The sequence below is a fragment of the Providencia sp. PROV236 genome (genome assembly GCF_033676985.1).
In the GTDB taxonomy this organism is placed as follows: domain Bacteria; phylum Pseudomonadota; class Gammaproteobacteria; order Enterobacterales; family Enterobacteriaceae; genus Providencia; species Providencia manganoxydans.
This window is the reverse complement of record NZ_CP096297.1, coordinates 3,571,366-3,589,440: the sequence shown is the minus strand read 5'-3', so window position 1 is coordinate 3,589,440 and position 18,075 is coordinate 3,571,366. Positions and strand designations below refer to the sequence as shown.

The window sequence follows — 18,075 nt, the reverse complement described above, 5'->3', positions numbered from 1 at the left end:
TTAAATTGCCAATTATTTAATTTTTGGCGCTTCGATATTACGGATGATGCTGCTAGAGGCTGTAGACACTTCTTTACCTAGGCTAGCATTTAAACGTGCGATATCTTCTTCGTTGAGGGTACCGCGAGCAAACTCAATATTGAGCTGATTAATCATATAATCATATCGAGCATTAGATAGGTTTTGTTTCGCCTGATATAACGCTGTTGTTGCCGTTAATACGTCAACGATAGTACGAGTTCCGACTTGATAGCCCGCTTCCATCGCATCTAATGAGCTTTGTGCAGAAACCACAACTTGTTTATAAGCATTGATACTGCTGATAGAAGAAGAGACGTTATTGTAAGAAGAACGTACTAATTGGATCACATTACGGTAGACGCTTTCAAGTTGCTCGCTTGCACCTTGAAAACCGTATTGCGCCTGTTCGACCTGTGAACTCACCGCACCGCCACTATACAGTGGTAAGCTTAATGTTAAGCCAACACTATTTTGACCAGTGTAACTATTACGATCAGTGGTTGGTGGAAGAGAGCTACCATGGTTGTGGCTATTAGTGACGCTCGTTGCAGCATCTAAGCTAACCGTCGGCATGTGGCCAGTTTCTGCTAAACGGATATTTTCGCGAGAAACATCTTGTGCTAAACGAGCACTCAGCAAGCTAAGATTACGCTCTTCAGCTTCTTTTAGGATCGCTTCAACCTGATCAGGATTGACAGTTTTAAAACGATCAATATTCAATGATGCTAATTGGTTATAGTAAACACCGCTGACTTGACGCAGCTTTTCAACCGCATTTTCTAAATCATTACGACCTGCAACTTCTTGCGCTAAAACACTATCATAGTTAGCACGGGCGTTTTGTACGTCAGTGATTGCCACTAAGCCAACATTAAAACGTTGAGTCGTTTGATCTAATTGACGATAAACAGCTTCTTTGTTTGCTTCGATATAAGACAGCGCATCAATCGCTTTCAATACATTGAAGTAAGCAGTAGCGGTATCCAAAATCAGTTGTTGCTGGCTAGTCTGATAAGTGACATCAGAGATACCTGCGGTTTTTTCTTGGACGTTCAATTGACGCCATTTTGACATGTCAAAGACCGTCTGAGTCAATTTCAACGAGGCATTTAGGCCATTACTTTCAGTATTACTTGCATCGCGGTAACCGCTACCATAAGTTACGCCAGCACCTAAACCTAATTGTGGTAACAATGGGCTACGGGCTTCGTTAATTTTTTCAAAAGCTTGGTTGCGCTCTGCCAGCGATTTTCTTAAATCAGGGTTGCTCTCTTTCGATTTTTGGTAAACCTGAAGGAGATCTTCTGCGTAGCTATTTGTACTGAGACCCACAAAACTCATCGCAATAAAAAGGGGAAGCAGTTTCTTCATTTGGATTCCTTGATTAAACAACAAATAGGTGGAGTCTGTTACCTATATGCTCATCATAATTCAAGTTACAGTGCTATTGCCTATGTTCACTTACGCGCGTCACATACTTTTGTACGCTCCTAGCGACTCGTTGACTTATTGCCTCGCTGTACCTTGAATTATTTAGAGCATAGCCCATCTGAGATTAAGACGGATAATAGGGCAATTACAGTAACCTATGTCAAAATAAATCATTAGCACTAAAAACAGTTATCAAAAATAGACTCTGTTGTTGCCCATCGATTTAAATAATGACGCGTATTGTAACAGAATATCGGTTGTGTTAACGGTAGCGTTTTGTGCCATTTCGTCTCAATTTGTTTAAACATTAACTCATCTCAGAGCAAAAAACCTTAAAAACTGTCTTATTCCACAATTTTTCCTTAATATGGAAATCATCAGTTTAGGAGACTGTTATGACAAATAACGCAAAACAACCATTTAAATACAATAAAAATGATGTAGAAATTATATCTAAGCGTAAATTATTTAACGGTTTTTTTCAAATGGTGGAATACCGTTTTCGCCATCGATTATTTGAAGGCGGTTGGAGCCAAGAAATTACTCGTGAAGTTTTTGAACGCGGGCACGCAGGGGTTATTTTGCCCTATGATCCCAGTAGCGATCAGGTCGTATTGATCGAGCAAATTAGATTACCGGCGATCGAAACCAGTGAAACACCATGGCTACTTGAAGCCATTGCTGGGATGATCGAGCCAAATGAAACGGTTGAAAATGTTATTCATCGTGAGGCTGATGAAGAGGCGGGTTTAAAAATAGGCCGTACAGAAAAAGCCTTGAGCTACCTCTCTAGCCCTGGGGGGACATCAGAACGTATGTATGTCTATGTCGGAGAAGTGGATAGCACTCAGGCATCAGGGATCCACGGTTTGAAATCAGAAAATGAGGATATCCGAGTTCATGTGGTCAGTCGTGATCAGGCTTATCAGTGGGTTGAGCAAGGGATCATTGATAATGCAGCTACCGTAATTGTGCTGCAATGGTTGCAACTAAATTATAAAAAACTGCAACAAAAATGGGTGAAACAGTCTTAAATAATCATTAATCTAATGAAGTGTGTGCTATTTAGCAGATATTGGCCAACGACTAACGTTAGAATAGCGGTGTTTTTTTCTTTAGTGCTATTCATCTTTAATTGGAACAAGGAAAACTTTTGGACAGCCAGCTCGAAGTGACTGCTCGGAACGCGAAGGTAGTCAGAATTTTACAAATTACTGATACGCATCTCTTTGCTGATACAGCGAATACCCTATTGGGGATTAACACGCACCAAAGCTATCACGCTGTCCTTGATGCTATCTTACAACAAAATTTGCCTATTGATTTAATTGTCGCTACAGGGGATTTAGTTCAAGATCAATCGCCACAAGCTTATCAACACTTTGCTCAGGGTATTGAATTAATACCAGCGCCTTGCGTTTGGCTGCCGGGCAACCACGATTACCAACCTGCGATGGTTAATTCTTTAAAACTTGCAGGCATTTCTTGCGCTAAAGAAATTCTTATTGGTAGCGAATGGCAAATTTTGATGCTAGATAGTCAGCTACAAGATGTCCCACATGGCGAACTGTCTGAGCAGCAACTTGAGTGGATGAAAAAATGCTTAGATAGTCAACCGCAGCGAACAACGCTGATCATGCTGCATCATCATCCCTTACCATCGGGTTGTACATGGCTCGATCAACATAGCTTACGTAACTCCCATATGCTGGCTGAATATTTAAAAGGCTATCCACAAGTTAAGGCTATGCTTTGTGGTCATATTCATCAAGAAATGGATGAATATTGGAATGGAATTCGGTTACTAGCCACGCCATCTACTTGTGTTCAGTTTAAACCGCACTGCACAAATTTTGAATTAGATACGGTTGCGCCGGGTTGGCGTTATCTTGAATTAACGGTTGATGAACACGGTGATCGGCAAGTGAGTACACAAGTTTATCGTTTGAATACTCAAAAGTTTAGCCCTGATCTGGATTCGGATGGTTATTAATGGCGACGCTGCTCTATATTCATGGTTTTAACAGTTCACCTTTATCTGCAAAAGCTAATGGATTAAAACAGTGGGTCAAAGAACACTATCCACATATTAATATGGTGGTGCCGCAGTTGCCTTGCTATCCACAGCAGGCCGCTGTAATGTTAGAAGACATTATTGTACAGCATCAAGACGAGCCGATAGGGTTGGTAGGATCATCACTTGGTGGCTATTTTTCTATTTGGTTTTCACAGCGTTTTCAGTTGCCTGCGGTGGTTGTTAACCCAGCCGTGCGCCCGTTTGATCTGTTGCAAGATTACTTGGGTGAAAACACCAATCCATATACTGATGAAAAATATTTTCTTGAACCAAAACATATGCATGAGCTGAAAGCTTTGCATCTACCACAAATAACATCCCCTGATTTGATTTGGCTGTTACAGCAGGAAGGTGATGAAGTTCTTGATTATCGTCAGGCCGTTTCTTATTTGGCAAAATGCAAACAAACGGTTGAACCGTATGGCAACCATGCATTCGTTGGTTTCGAAGCTTACTTTCCTCAGATAATCCATTTCCTGAGATTGGCAGAAGAAATGAAATAATGCCAAAACCCATGTACACTGTTATTATCAACAGTAAATCACGGATTGAACGATTCAATTTGTTCAATTAATCACCTATTACCGCAGAATGACAACATGACTCAATCTAGTTATAACGCAGAGGCCATTGAAGTCCTCAGTGGTTTGGAACCTGTTCGCCGCCGTCCTGGTATGTATACAGACACCAGTCGGCCGAACCATTTAGCACAAGAAGTTATTGATAACAGCGTCGATGAAGCACTCGCAGGCCATGCAGGGCATATTGAGGTTATTTTACACCCAGATCACTCCCTTGAGGTGGTTGATGATGGGCGAGGAATGCCTGTTGATATTCACCCTGAAATGAAAGTGTCTGCGGTGGAGCTGATATTAGGGCAATTGCACGCGGGTGGTAAGTTTTCCAATAAAAACTATCAATTCTCTGGTGGTTTACATGGTGTAGGTATTTCCGTTGTTAATGCTTTATCTAAACGTATTGAAGTTACTGTGCGCCGTGATGGGCAAATTTACCAAATAGCTTTTGAAAATGGCGATAAAGTCGAAGATCTCCATGTGATTGGTACCTGTGGTAAGCGCAATACGGGGACCAGTGTGCATTTTTGGCCCGATGAAAGCTATTTTGATAATCCACGCTTTTCGGTCTCTCGGTTGGCCCATAACTTAAAAGCGAAAGCGGTTTTATGTCCTGGCGTGAAAATCACGTTTAAGGATCAACTCAATAATACAGAGCAAAGCTGGTGTTACACTGATGGGTTAACCGATTATTTGATGGAAGCGGTTAACGGTTTAGAACTGTTACCAGAGCAACCTTTTACGGGGGAGTTTTCTGGCGATACCGAAGCAGCCGAGTGGGCGCTGTTATGGTTACCTGAAGGTGGAGAACTGCTCACTGAAAGCTATGTTAACTTGATCCCGACAGCACAGGGTGGTACCCATGTTAATGGTCTACGCCAAGGGTTACTTGATGCGATGCGTGAGTTCTGTGAATTCCGCAATATTTTGCCTCGAGGGGTAAAATTATCTGCTGATGATATCTGGGAGCGCTGTGCTTATGTGCTGTCAGTTAAAATGCAAGACCCACAATTTGCGGGTCAAACCAAAGAACGTCTATCTTCTCGGCAGTGTGCCGCTTTCGTTTCTGGTGTCATTAAAGATGCTTTCAGCCTATGGTTAAACCAAAACGTTCAAGTTGCTGAACAGCTTGCTGAGATGGCAATTGCCAGTGCCCAGCGTCGTATGCGTGCCGCTAAAAAAGTGGTGCGTAAAAAACTGACTAGCGGCCCAGCTTTACCCGGGAAATTAGCCGATTGTAGCTCGCAAGATCTGAGTATGACTGAGTTATTTTTGGTGGAAGGGGATTCTGCTGGTGGCTCTGCAAAGCAGGCTCGTGACCGTGAATATCAGGCAATCATGCCTCTGCGCGGTAAAATTCTTAATACTTGGGAGGTTTCTTCCGATGAGGTGCTAGCCTCACAGGAAGTACATGATATCTCTGTTGCAATTGGTATGGATCCGGATAGTGAAGATCTTAGCCAGCTGCGTTATGGGAAGATCTGTATCCTTGCCGATGCTGACTCTGATGGGTTGCATATTGCCACGTTATTATGTGCATTATTTGTGCGCCATTTCCCTGCATTAGTGAAGGCAGGACATGTTTATATGGCAATGCCACCACTCTATCGCATTGATTTAGGGAAAGAGACTTTCTATGCGTTGGATGAAGGCGAAAAGAATGCCGTACTTGAAAGGCTCAGCCGTAAAAGAGGCAAACCAAACGTGCAACGTTTTAAAGGGTTGGGTGAGATGAACCCAATTCAGTTACGTGAAACCACGTTGGATCCGAATACACGCCGTCTTGTGCAGTTAACTATTGATGATGAAAACTACCAAGAAACGTTAGCGGTTATGGATATGCTTTTAGCGAAGAAACGCTCAGAAGATCGCCGTAATTGGCTGCAAGAAAAAGGCGATATGGCTGAAATTGAAGTTTAGTCTTCATCACGCGATCAAAAACAGTAAGGAATGTATTGAATGAGTGAAATTACTCATGACGGCGTAGAGCGCTTACCCCTCCACGCCTTTACTGAGAGTGCCTATCTTAACTATTCGATGTACGTCATCATGGATAGGGCGTTACCGTTTATTGGTGATGGGCTAAAGCCTGTCCAGCGTCGTATTGTTTATGCAATGTCCGAATTAGGCTTAAGCAATACCGCGAAGTATAAAAAATCGGCTAGAACTGTGGGTGATGTGCTAGGTAAATATCACCCACATGGTGATATCGCATGTTATGAAGCTATGGTCTTGATGGCTCAGCCGTTTTCTTATCGTTATCCATTGGTTGACGGTCAAGGGAACTGGGGGGCACCTGATGATCCTAAATCCTTTGCTGCGATGCGTTATACCGAATCGCGGTTATCAAAGTATGCTGAAGTTTTATTGAGTGAGCTTGCTCATGGAACGGTGGATTGGATCCCTAACTTTGATGGCACATTAAATGAACCCAAAATGTTGCCAGCACGTTTGCCGAATATTTTGCTGAATGGAACAACAGGTATCGCTGTTGGGATGGCAACGGATATTCCTCCACACAATGCGCGTGAAGTGGCTCAAGCTCTCGTGGCTTTGTTGGAGAAACCGACGTTATCACTTGATGATATTATGGCATATGTACCGGGGCCTGATTACCCAACTGAAGCAGAAATTATTTCTTCGAAGGATGATATTCGTAAAATTTATCAAAATGGTCGCGGTTCTGTACGTATGCGTGCCGTTTGGGAAAAAGAAGACGGCAATGCGGTGATCACTGCACTGCCTCATCAAGTGTCTGGTGCAAAAGTGTTAGAGCAAATCGCCAGCCAGATGCGAGCGAAAAAATTGCCAATGGTTGATGATTTGCGCGATGAATCAGATCACGAAAATCCAACTCGTTTAGTGATTGTACCGCGTAGTAATCGTGTTGATCTCGAACAAGTGATGACGCATTTGTTTGCAACAACAGATCTTGAGAAAAGTTACCGTGTTAACTTAAACATGATTGGCCTTGATAACCGTCCGGCAGTGAAAGGGTTAGTTGAAATACTCAATGAATGGATCGTTTATCGTCGCCAAACTGTGCGTAATCGCCTTAATCACCGCTTAGAAAAAGTCTTAAGACGTTTGCATATTCTAGATGGTTTATTAATTGCTTATCTTAATATTGATGAAGTGATTGAAATCATCCGTACTGAAGATGAGCCTAAGCCTGTGTTGATGGAACGTTTTGCTATCACCGATACGCAAGCTGAAGCCATCTTAGAGCTAAAATTACGTCACTTAGCAAAACTCGAAGAAATGAAAATTCGTGGCGAGCAAGACGAATTAGCGAAAGAACGTGATGAGTTACAAGGTATTTTAGGCTCTGAGCGTAAACTGAATAACTTGATCAAAAAAGAAATTCAGGCAGATGCGAAAGCATATGGCGATGATCGTCGTTCACCACTGCATGAACGTGAAGAAGCTAAGGCATTGAGTGAACATGAAATTTTACCTTCAGAGCCTGTCACTGTTGTGTTGTCTGAAATGGGGTGGGTGCGCAGTGCTAAAGGTCATGATATCGAGCCATCGAATCTGAATTATAAGGCCGGTGATAATTTCAAAGGTGCTGCTCGTGGTAAGACAAACCAACCAGCGGTGTTCCTTGATACCACTGGGCGTAGCTACTCGGTTGATCCATTAGAATTACCTTCTGCACGTAGCCAAGGAGAGCCACTGACAGGTCGTCTGTCATTGCCACCGGGAGCGACTGTTGAGCATGTATTGATGGCTCAAGATGAGCAAAAATACTTGATGGCCTCAGATGCAGGTTATGGTTTTATTTGTACATTTAATGATTTAGTAACGAAAAATAAAACCGGTAAAGCTCTGATTAACTTGCCTGATAATGCCAAAATCTTAGCGCCGATAGAGCTTAATAATGAGCAGGAAGACATGTTACTAGCCATTACTAAGGCTGGGCGCATGTTAATGTTCCCTGTTGCTGATTTACCTCAGCTATCGAAAGGGAAAGGCAATAAAATTATCAATATCACCGGCGCACAAGCGGCTAGTGGTGAAGACTTATTGGTTTGGTTATTAGTGCTACCAGCTCAATCTTCAATCACGTTATATTTCGGTAAACGGAAGCTTAAATTTAAGGCTGAAGAGTTGCAGAAATACCGTGCAGAGCGCGGGCGTCGAGGTACCTCATTACCTCGAGGATTACATAATATTGAACGTATCGAAGTTGAACCTGCTGATACAGCACAGTAATTAATTGATAATAGCTAGAAACTACTTATTTTTAGACGGAACAGAGGTCACTATGTTAGCGCTTATTCGTACCATTATTGTGATTATTTATACGATATTGGTGTGTGTTGGTGGGGCGATTTATTGTTTATTTAGCCCACGTAATCCAAAACATGTGATGACATTTGGTCACATGTTTGGCCGCTTATCGGTCGTATTTGGTATTAAAATTGTTAATCGTGTTCCTGAGAAAGCGAAGAAATATGGACCGAGTATCTATATTGGGAACCATCAAAATAATTATGATATGGTAACAATGTCAAATGGTGTTGTACCAAGAACGGTAACTGTAGGTAAAAAGAGCCTAGTGTTAATCCCTTTTTTCGGTTTTCTGTATTGGATCACCGGAAATATTTTAATCGACAGGGCTAACCGTTCTAAAGCACATAACACGATTTCACAAGTTGCCGAACAAATTAAAAAACATCAAATTTCAGTGTGGATGTTCCCTGAAGGAACGCGTAGTCGTGGGCGTGGATTATTACCTTTCAAAACAGGGGCATTTCATGCAGCAATCGCCGCTGGTGTACCTATCGTACCTGTTTGTGTTTCGAGTACGCAAGGGCGAATTAAACTGAATCGTTGGAACAATGGTCACGTTATTATTGAGATGTTAGAGCCAATAGACACTAAAAATTATTCACGCGATCAAGTCAGGGAGCTCGCGCAACATTGCCATGATCTAATGGAAGCAAAGATCAAAGAACTTGATGCGGAAGTTGCTGAAATGGATAAGCAAAAGAATTAATATTTTTTACCTCTATTGATACTCTAAATAATTCGAGGTGCAGCGAGGCAACAAGCGAACGACGTCAACAACGCTGCAACTTGAAGTATGACGAGTGTATCCCCCATTTTTAGCGAAAGTGAATGAATGGGGGAGATCCTGCTATTTACCTGTCTAATATTGTTCAGCGCTGTCATTTTTGACTATTAAATTTTGTTTATCGGCATAGATATTTTTAGGGTTTACTCTGATTTCGCGATATTATTACACCTAAAATTTGCCATTTTGTACTCTAAATAATTCGAGGCGTTACGATTATCACTAGGTAACGTGCTGCGACTTAGAACATGACAAATATATTGGCTTTTATTAAGCAACTCTAATAATAACAAACGCTGCTGTTTTTAATGTAGTGGAGAATTTATGTCATTCAGTCGGTGCCGATCCCTGCTTATTGCTGGGTTGGCTTTATGTTTGGTAAATACACCGAACAGTGCTCTAGCAAGTGGTAACGGTAAAATACCACTCCCAGTTCCACCATTATTAGAATCCCGATCTGGCCAGCCGTTATTTTTGACGTTACAAAAAATACATTGGTCTTTTGATGGAAAATACTCTGCGGATGTTTGGGGGGTTAATGGCTCCTACCCAGGCCCGACAGTGAAAGTCAAGAATGGTGATGATATCAAGTTAATCTATAGTAATAGATTACCTGATCCTGTTTCTATGACGATTAGTGGCTTACAAGTACCGGGTACTCAGATGGGAGGAGCTGCAAGGCTTATTTCTTCAGGTGCGGACTGGTCACCGGTGATCCCCATTCGTCAGCCAGCAGCAACCCTTTGGTACCATGCCAATACTGAAGGAAAAATGGGCTCGCAAATCTACAATGGTTTATTAGGAATGTGGATCATTGAAGATGATTCGAACAAAAATCTCAGGTTGCCAAAACATTATGGTGTTGATGACTTCCCTGTCATTATCCAAGATAAACGTTTAGATAATTTTGGTGTGCCTGAATATCAAGCCAATGAAGACGGTTTTTTAGGGGATACGTTAATTGTAAATGGCGTTCAAGACCCATATGTTGAAGTCTCTCGTGGCTGGATCCGTCTGCGTTTATTGAATGCATCCAACTCCCGACGTTATGTGATGAAAATTAGTGATGGGCGACCATTTGCGATGATAGCGTCAGATCAAGGGTTATTAACTGCACCAGTGAGTATTCCTGAACTCTCATTGGCTCCGGGTGAACGTCGTGAAGTCTTGATTGATATGACGAAAACGGAAGAGGTCACCATTACGGCGGGCGAATCCGCTTCCTTCATAGATAGAATGAAGAGTTTATTCGAGCCATCATCAACTTTGATATCAACTAACGTGTTAACGATCAGAGCGACAGGACTTATGTCATTGGTGACCGATGACCTACCGACTCAGTTAGTGGAAGACAAAACGCAAATTACTTCCTCTATCCGTAATCGCGATATTCATTTGAATGAGCCGTATGGGATCAATAATGCGACGAAAGATACCCGTCGTATTGATTTATCTAGCCAGCAAGGAGCTTGGGAACGCTGGGCTGTAACCAGTAATGTGCCGCAATCTTTTCATATTGAAGGGGTACGTTTCAAGGTGATTAATCGTAATGGTCAGCAGACTCCAGCGGAGGATTTTGGTTGGAAAGATACTGTTTGGGTCGATGGAAAAACTGAATTGCTCGTGCAAATGATGCAGCCATCTTATGATCACTTCCCATTTTTGTTCTATAGCCACAATTTAGAGAAGGCGGATTTAGGATCGGTGGGGCAATTGGTTGTTGCGCCAGAAGATTAAGTTCATGGTATGACAGGTTCATTTATGAAGGTGGCTATCTATTAAGGATGATTAAAGATAGCCACCTAGAAGCATCGATTAGTTGAGAGAGCCAATCCGTATCTGAAAAAAATTTAGTTTGGAATGAAATCTATCAGACTACTCTCTTCAAACAAAGGGGCGTGTTCAAGGCTAGTAATAAAAATAGGAAATGAGTCATAATCTACAGGTAAGACACCCATTTTATAATTATATTCAGCCATAACTTTTTGTAATAAACTAAATTTATTAGCAAAATAGTCAGTTGAGCTATCAAATTGTTGGTTATCTAATTCACTGGTCTCAATGTATTTATTCATTCTAGCGTGTACTTCGTGAGTTTCAAATGAAGGACTCATTTTATTCAGACGTTGTGCTAAAAACGAACTTAGTTGATCATCATCCTCTTCTCCACGCCAGTCAATATCAATAACGATATTGTTTGCATAACAGAAAATATCAAAAAGTAATCGTAGTTTGTCTTCTTCTTCTTGATCCTCATCGAAAATATCTTCTAGTGCAGAATAGTTAGAGTATTTGTCATCTTCTAATAATTCATCTGGGTGGTTAATTGCTTTTTGTAACATGGATTGCCACTCAGCTTGTTCAGCTGTTGTTAACAAAATAGTAGAGAGCTTATTTATTTCATTTTCATCGCAAAAGGAAGTGTTTTCACTCATAATAAGTCCTATATTTGGATTTTAATCTTATTTTATTGTGATTATATAGTAATGGTAGTGTTTTATATAGTGTTAACAATGGTGCTAGTTTAAATGAAATCTTACATTTAATGAGCTGAACTATGGTGAATGATTAGGGTGAGGCAGTAACTTATAATAAGTGAAACACTGTATCTGTATAATGATCAAAATGTCCTTTTGGTTACTGGAGAAGAACGTAGAAGGTTACAATGTAGAGTGTGATGACGTTTATGACTTTAATCCGTATTGACTACCATGAGCGTTTAGGCAACACGGATTTCTGATTTATTGACTATGTATTCTCTCGTTGGGGAATAGAAATTAGCTTAATGCAACGCGGATCCCAAAAGCGACTAGGACGACCCCCAGTATTTTATCCACATATTTTTGCACTTTTGCTAAGCCTTTTCTAACGGGGGCACTTTGGATTAAGCAAACCAATAATGGCCAGTAAATAGCGGCTAATCCCCAAATAATAAAGGCAATCCACAGCTTTTCACCAAAAGTTGAATCAACACTCAATACTTGGGTAAATACGGCGAGAAAGAATAACGTCGCCTTTGGGTTAAGTACGTTGCATAAGAACCCTTGCATAAAGGCTTTTTTAAATGTGACGACTTCGTGCTGGGTGTGGTTTAAATCAATTTGTTGCCCTTTGTTTGGCATTAAGCTTTTTATACCTATCCAAATCAAATAGGCGGCACCTGCATATTTTAAAATATTAAATAGCCAAGGTGTTGTTGTGATAAGTACTGCTAATCCTGCAACACAGTAGGACATATGCAAGGCAACGGCACTAATTACTCCCATTGCTGTCATAAGAGCGGCGGAGCGCTGGTAACGAGCCGCATTTTTGATAATCAGAAAGAAATCAGGCCCTGGAGATAACATACCTAGTGTCGCAATGGTTGCGATAAGTATTGAGGTTTCGTACATTATTGTCCTTACTCGTTATACTTCAAGTTTGAAATAGGGTGGTTATATTTATGTGTTGTGCGCTCGTCAAAATTATTCACAACATAAAACTTTTTGTCTAGCGGGAAGAGCTAGTTAGTTAATGTATCTAAAGCTAATTGTTTTTAAATGTTATTTTTAGTCGGTTTGCTCACTACATGAGTATAAATTAATAATCGCTTTTTAAGGAAGATTAAATTTAGTCGACGAAGCTTTTCTCTTTACGTATAGTGAGCACAAAATTGTATATTAGCCTCTAAGGTGACTAGATGAATATTAGTTTAATCGCAGCGATGGCGATTGACCAAGTTATCGGTATGGAAAAATCGATGCCTTGGAATTTACCAGGTGATTTAGCATGGTTTAAACGTAATACGTTAAATAAACCAGTCATAATGGGACGAGTGACTTATGAGTCAATTGGACGTCCGCTTCCACAGCGAGTAAATATTGTTTTAAGTAGTAGACCTGGCACAGATAATGATGTTATCTGGGTTTCTTCTGTTGAAGAAGCTTTAGCAGCAGCGAAACAGGTACGGGATGACGCTGATGATCATGAAGTCATCGTGATTGGTGGCGGTAAGGTTTATCAACAGTTTTTACCTCTAGCAAGCAAGCTATATTTAACGCATGTTGATGCTGAAGTGATTGGTGATACTCATTTCCCAATCTATGAACCTGATGAATGGGATTCAGTATTTACAGAATATCACGAGGCAGATGAAAATAATTCCCATGGTTATTGTTTCGAAATATTAACCAAAAGAATTTAATCTTAATAAAAATTAAGAACGGAGCAACTTGCTCCGTTTTTTATTATCAGCCTAGGATGTTATCGCTTTAAATTGTAATTAAAAAAATGAACTTAATGGAGTTAATTATTTTTATTACTTTTAAATAAGACGTTTTAATATAAGTTTATCGACCTAAAAAACATAAATTAATCTTTATGGCGCTTTTGTCGTGATTTCTGATGATAATATTGCTTAGATTCCCAATGAAATAACGTTAGGTTTCCTCCCCAGCAGCAACCTGTATCTAATCCATAGACATTTTCAGGTGTATATTTTCCTTCTAGCGAAGCCCAGTGACCAAAAAAGATAGCATAGCCATCAGGTAATTGGTTAGGTAGGGCAAACCAAGGTTTTAACGGAGAAGGCGCTTTGGCTGGACTCTCTTTGCAAATCATATCGAGTTGACCATGAGGAAAGCAATAACGCATACGGGTTAATGCATTAGTGCTAAAGCGTAGTCTTGGCAGTCCCATTAAGCTCTCAGACCAATTATTGGGCATATCACCATACATGGCATCAATGAATAATGGGTAAGCATCACTAGAGAGAACTGATTCAACTTCTCGTGCACACATGCGAGCTGTATCCAGATCCCACTGTGGGGTCACTCCTGCATGGGCCATGATGATTTTCTTTTCTTCATCAACTTGCAGTAGTGGCTGGCGTCGCAGCCAATTAATTAATTCGTCTGCATCGGGAGCATTGAGTAACTCATCAAGATGATCTTTAGGTTTATTGCGACTGATTTTGCAGTAAATACCCAAAAGATGCAGATCGTGGTTACCGAGTACTAAACGTACAGATGAACCAAGGCTTTTAACATAACGAAGCACTTGTAATGATTCAGGGCCGCGGGCAACAAGATCACCCGTGAGCCATAATGTGTCTTTTTCAGGTTCAAAATTAACTTGTTCTAGCAACGCACGCAATTCGTAATAACAACCGTGCACATCACCAATAAGATATGTAGACATAATTAATTAATCAAAGTAGGTAAAGCAAGGCGGAATGCAGGGATATCAACATGAAAGTGTTCCCCTCGGCCGTTTAGCATGACGTAATAGCCTTCCATTGTTCCCATCGGGGTTTCTAAGATAGCGCCACTCGTATAACGATAGACGGATCCAGGCTGGATAATAGGCTGCTCGCCAACGACGCCTTCACCTTGCACTTCAGTTTTATGACCATCACTGTTAGTGATGAGCCAATAACGGCTCATTAACTGAATGGCTTCTCTACCTAAGTTTCGAATAGATATGGTATAAGCAAAAACATACCGATTTATCTCAGGTTGAGACTGGCTGACAATATAGACACTCTGTACTTGGATGCTCACATTCGGTTCGTTAAGCATAGTGCCTCCTTTTCAACTCTTATTTAGGCAAATTTGCTAAGAAGTTTGCCATTTTACAATAAGCTGCAACGGAAATATTTTCAGCGCGAGTGCCAGGATCGATACCAAGCTCTGTCAGCTGTTCAACACTAAGTAAATCACCAAGGCTATTGCGGATGGTTTTACGGCGTTGGTTAAATGCTTGCGTCGTAATACGGCTGAGCATTTTGATATCTTCTAGCTGATAAGGATTCTCGCGGTGAGGGATAAGTCTAACAACGGCTGAATCAACTTTCGGTGGTGGAGCAAAAGCCGTTGGTGGGACTTCGAGAACAGGAACCACTTGGCAATAATATTGTGCCATAACACTTAAACGGCCATAAGCTTTACTGCCGGGCCCTGCGACTAAGCGATTGACGACTTCTTTTTGCAGCATGAAGTTCATATCTGCAATTGAATTAGTGAACGTAAACAGATGAAACATTAATGGCGTTGAAATGTTATAAGGCAAGTTGCCAAAAACACGCAAAGGTTGACCCGCCTGTTTAGCTAGTTCACCGAAATCCACCGTCATCGCATCTTGCTGGATAATAGTGAGCTTATCTTTCAACTGAGGATGAACATGCAGGCGTGCAGCGAGATCGCGGTCGAGCTCGACAACCGTCATTTTGTCCATTCTACTACCAACGGGTTCGGTTAATGCACCTAGGCCTGGGCCAATCTCTACGATGGCTTGGCCAGGCTGCGGATGCATTGCATCAACAATACTGTCGATAATAAATTGGTCAGTTAAAAAGTTCTGCCCGAAACGTTTGCGGGCAAGATGCCCTTGGTGGACTCGATTATTCATGAATTCTTATATGTCATTTGGATAGCTAACTTCAATGCGGTAATAAAGCTCCCCGCATCAGCACGACCCGTACCAGCTAACTCTAGCGCAGTGCCATGGTCAACAGAAGTACGGATGAAAGGCAGACCTAACGTAATGTTCACGGCTCTACCAAAACCTTGGTATTTTAACACAGGAAGACCCTGATCGTGATACATTGCAAGCACGGCATCTGCATCATCTAAATATTTGGGTTGAAATAGGGTATCGGCAGGCAATGGTCCAACCAAATTAATCCCTTCAGCACGCAGGTTTTCAAGAGCAGGGATGATAGTATCAATTTCTTCCATTCCCATATGACCACCTTCACCTGCATGTGGATTTAAGCCACATACATAGATATTGGGTGAATCAATGCCAAACTTAGTACGTAAATCATGATTTAAGATGGTAATGACTTCACGTAAGCTTTGTTGGGTGATCGCCGCAGAAACATCTTTCAATGGCAAATGGGTGGTTGCTAACGCAACGCGTAGTTCTTCAGTTGCCAACATCATGACGACGCGCTGGCAATGGCTTCTATCTGCAAAGAACTCAGTGTGTCCACTGAATGGAACACCTGCGTCATTAATGACACCTTTATGTACCGGTCCGGTCACAAGCGCAGAAAATTCACCGTTTAAACAGCCATCACATGCTCTTGCTAAGGTCTCAGTGACATAGCTGCCATTATCAACGTTTAAAACACCTGCCTTAACAGAAGCATTTAAGGTAACAGGGAGAATAGAGAGACTTCCAGGATCTTGAGCGTCGTGTCCGCTATCTGGCGCATAGGTTTTTAATGATAGAGGGAGGTTCAGCTGTTTAGCGCGTGTAAGGAGCAATTCAGGATCAGCACAAGCAACCAGCTCTACAGGCCAAAACTCTTGAGCGAGCTGGATTAGGAGGTCTGGACCTACCCCGGCAGGCTCGCCGGGGGTGATCACAATGGGTTTATTGAGATTTTTCGTCATTAGATTGGTTATCACGTCCATCGATGACATTTACGTATGCCGCAGCACGTTGTTCTTGGGTCCAACTTTGTGCTTCTTCGTTGAACTTACGGTTGAACAATAAACGATAAGCTTGATCTTTTTGTGCTGCATCAGTTTTATCGACATTACGCGTGTCTTCTAACTGAATTAAGTGCCAGCCGAAGTTGGAACGAACAGGCTGGCTGATTTCACCTTTATTCAATTTCATTAGTGCATCACGGAAAGCGGGATCATAAACATCAGGCATATTCCAACCTAGCTCTCCACCTTTGAGTGCGCTCCCCGGATCTTCAGAAAGCTCTTTCGCGGCATCTTCAAATGAGGTTTTGCCATTACGGATATCTTGTGAAACTTGAACCAATTTTTGTCTTGCTTGGTTATCATCCATAATGGGGGATGATTTCAACAGAATATGACGCGCTTTGACTTCAGTGACTGAAATGGTTTTATTGGCGCTATCGATGTCGTTAACACGTAGAATGTGGTAACCGACGCCAGAGCGGATTGGGCCAACAATGTCATCTTTTTTCGCATTTTTCAGTTGTTCAGCGAATACAACAGGAAGCTCTTGTAGACGAGACCAACCCATGTTGCCGCCTTTTAGCGCTTGTGGATCTGCTGAGTAGGCGATAGCCAGTTTGCCAAAGTTACCGCCTTTTTTCAGCTCATCCATAATTTTTGTAACAATAGCATCTGCTTGTTGTAGCTGCTCTTGCGTTGGATTTTCTGGCAATGGAATAAGTATATGGCTTAAGTTGACGTTTGCTTCGTAGTCAGCTTGACTGCTGATTTGTTTTGCCAGTGATTCAACTTCTTGCGGCAAAATCGTCACACGACGGCGAACTTCGTTATTACGTACTTCAGCGATCAGCATTTCTTTACGGATTTCGCTACGATATTTTGCCATATCGATGCCATCCGCTTTTAAACGCGCTTGCATTTGTTCATAGGTTAAACCATTTTGACGTGCAATATCCGCAATTGTTGAGTTAACAGCTTCTTCAGGGATATTGATTTGCATTTGGCTAGCCATCTGTAACATGATGTTATCAGTAATCAAACGCTCAAGGATCTGATGACGGAGTGTTTGGTCATCAGGCACTTGTTGCCCTGCATTGCGTGCATTCAATTTTACCGTGTTCAGCATATTCTGGACGTCACTTTCCAGCACAACTCCGTTATTGACAACAGCAGCAACTTTATCCATTTGCTGTGGTGCAGCCAATGCTGTGGAGCTTGCAAACATCAGTCCCAGAATAAGCGTTTTCCAATTCTTCATAATGGTCCTATTTATTGATTTAGGTTCCGCCCAAGGCAGGTTAATCGTCCTTTTGTACTGCTGCTCTTGCTGATGTGAGAGAGCTAGCAGTACAAATAATTATGTATACTCGTCATATTTCTAGATGCAGGGTTGTTGACTGCGCTATGCTTGCCGAGTCACATAGTTCATCTATGCTCCCCGTCTATCTTCGCTTGTCGCCTACCTGC

16 protein-coding genes are annotated in these 18,075 nt (G+C 41.6%); 8 read left to right on the top strand and 8 right to left on the bottom strand.

The window, feature by feature from the left end:
- Positions 1–12 precede the first annotated feature (12 nt).
- Positions 13–1,392, bottom strand: coding sequence for an outer membrane channel protein TolC (gene tolC / locus M1E96_RS16495; protein ID WP_070928857.1), 1,380 nt, complete (start codon positions 1,390–1,392; stop codon positions 13–15).
- A 455-nt stretch (positions 1,393–1,847) separates the two neighbouring features.
- Between tolC and nudF the strand changes: the two genes are divergently transcribed.
- From nudF to ftsP, 7 genes are all read left to right on the top strand, one after another.
- Complete coding sequence (gene nudF / locus M1E96_RS16490; RefSeq protein ID WP_272580679.1) at positions 1,848–2,486, top strand: ADP-ribose diphosphatase; 639 nt, start codon at positions 1,848–1,850, stop codon at positions 2,484–2,486.
- Positions 2,487–2,605: 119 nt separating this feature from the next.
- A complete protein-coding gene (gene cpdA / locus M1E96_RS16485) occupies positions 2,606–3,445 on the top strand; it encodes a 3',5'-cyclic-AMP phosphodiesterase (protein WP_070928856.1) in 840 nt (279 codons plus the stop codon).
- Entirely contained in the window at positions 3,445–4,032 is a 588-nt protein-coding gene (yqiA, locus tag M1E96_RS16480) for an esterase YqiA (RefSeq protein WP_272580678.1), read from the top strand. Before cpdA ends, yqiA begins: the two co-directional genes overlap by 1 nt.
- A gap of 96 nt (positions 4,033–4,128) precedes the next feature.
- Positions 4,129–6,024, top strand: coding sequence for a DNA topoisomerase IV subunit B (gene parE, locus M1E96_RS16475; protein WP_070928855.1), 1,896 nt, complete (start codon positions 4,129–4,131; stop codon positions 6,022–6,024).
- 39 nt (positions 6,025–6,063) lie between these two features.
- Complete coding sequence (parC, locus tag M1E96_RS16470; protein WP_369427209.1) at positions 6,064–8,322, top strand: DNA topoisomerase IV subunit A; 2,259 nt, start codon at positions 6,064–6,066, stop codon at positions 8,320–8,322.
- Between the two features lie 52 nt (positions 8,323–8,374).
- Positions 8,375–9,109: a 1-acylglycerol-3-phosphate O-acyltransferase gene (locus M1E96_RS16465; protein WP_272580676.1), complete on the top strand. Its 735-nt coding sequence runs from the start codon at positions 8,375–8,377 to the stop codon at positions 9,107–9,109.
- Positions 9,110–9,511: 402 nt separating this feature from the next.
- On the top strand, positions 9,512–10,924 hold the full coding sequence (ftsP, locus tag M1E96_RS16460) for a cell division protein FtsP (RefSeq protein ID WP_272580675.1): 1,413 nt from the start codon (positions 9,512–9,514) through the stop codon (positions 10,922–10,924).
- 113 nt (positions 10,925–11,037) lie between these two features.
- Here the strand turns inward: ftsP and M1E96_RS16455 are convergent, their stop codons facing one another.
- Both M1E96_RS16455 and M1E96_RS16450 read right to left on the bottom strand, forming a co-directional pair.
- Positions 11,038–11,622 carry a hypothetical protein gene (locus M1E96_RS16455; protein ID WP_369427208.1) on the bottom strand — a complete coding sequence of 195 codons (585 nt, stop codon included), beginning with the start codon at positions 11,620–11,622 and terminating at the stop codon, positions 11,038–11,040.
- A gap of 342 nt (positions 11,623–11,964) precedes the next feature.
- Positions 11,965–12,579 (bottom strand): LysE family translocator, encoded by a 615-nt coding sequence (locus tag M1E96_RS16450; protein WP_272580673.1) that lies wholly within the window; start codon positions 12,577–12,579, stop codon positions 11,965–11,967.
- Between the two features lie 287 nt (positions 12,580–12,866).
- On the opposite strand from M1E96_RS16450, the gene folA reads away from it, so the two are divergent.
- A complete protein-coding gene (folA, locus tag M1E96_RS16445) occupies positions 12,867–13,370 on the top strand; it encodes a type 3 dihydrofolate reductase (protein WP_070928850.1) in 504 nt (167 codons plus the stop codon).
- Between the two features lie 167 nt (positions 13,371–13,537).
- On the opposite strand, the gene apaH is transcribed toward folA, so the two are convergent.
- The 5 genes from apaH to surA are packed head-to-tail and all read right to left on the bottom strand — an operon-like array spanning position 13,538 to position 17,866.
- On the bottom strand, positions 13,538–14,365 hold the full coding sequence (apaH, locus tag M1E96_RS16440) for a bis(5'-nucleosyl)-tetraphosphatase (symmetrical) ApaH (RefSeq protein ID WP_272580672.1): 828 nt from the start codon (positions 14,363–14,365) through the stop codon (positions 13,538–13,540).
- Between the two features lie 2 nt (positions 14,366–14,367).
- Entirely contained in the window at positions 14,368–14,745 is a 378-nt protein-coding gene (apaG, locus tag M1E96_RS16435; protein ID WP_070928848.1) for a Co2+/Mg2+ efflux protein ApaG, read from the bottom strand.
- A 19-nt stretch (positions 14,746–14,764) separates the two neighbouring features.
- The gene (gene rsmA / locus M1E96_RS16430; RefSeq protein WP_070928847.1) at positions 14,765–15,574 is read right to left on the bottom strand and encodes a 16S rRNA (adenine(1518)-N(6)/adenine(1519)-N(6))-dimethyltransferase RsmA; all 810 of its coding nucleotides are present in this window, start codon (positions 15,572–15,574) and stop codon (positions 14,765–14,767) included.
- Entirely contained in the window at positions 15,571–16,566 is a 996-nt protein-coding gene (gene pdxA, locus M1E96_RS16425; protein WP_272580671.1) for a 4-hydroxythreonine-4-phosphate dehydrogenase PdxA, read from the bottom strand. The genes rsmA and pdxA overlap by 4 nt, the downstream gene beginning before the upstream one ends.
- The gene (gene surA, locus M1E96_RS16420; RefSeq protein ID WP_070928845.1) at positions 16,547–17,866 is read right to left on the bottom strand and encodes a peptidylprolyl isomerase SurA; all 1,320 of its coding nucleotides are present in this window, start codon (positions 17,864–17,866) and stop codon (positions 16,547–16,549) included. Before surA ends, pdxA begins: the two co-directional genes overlap by 20 nt.
- Positions 17,867–18,075: the final 209 nt, after the last annotated feature.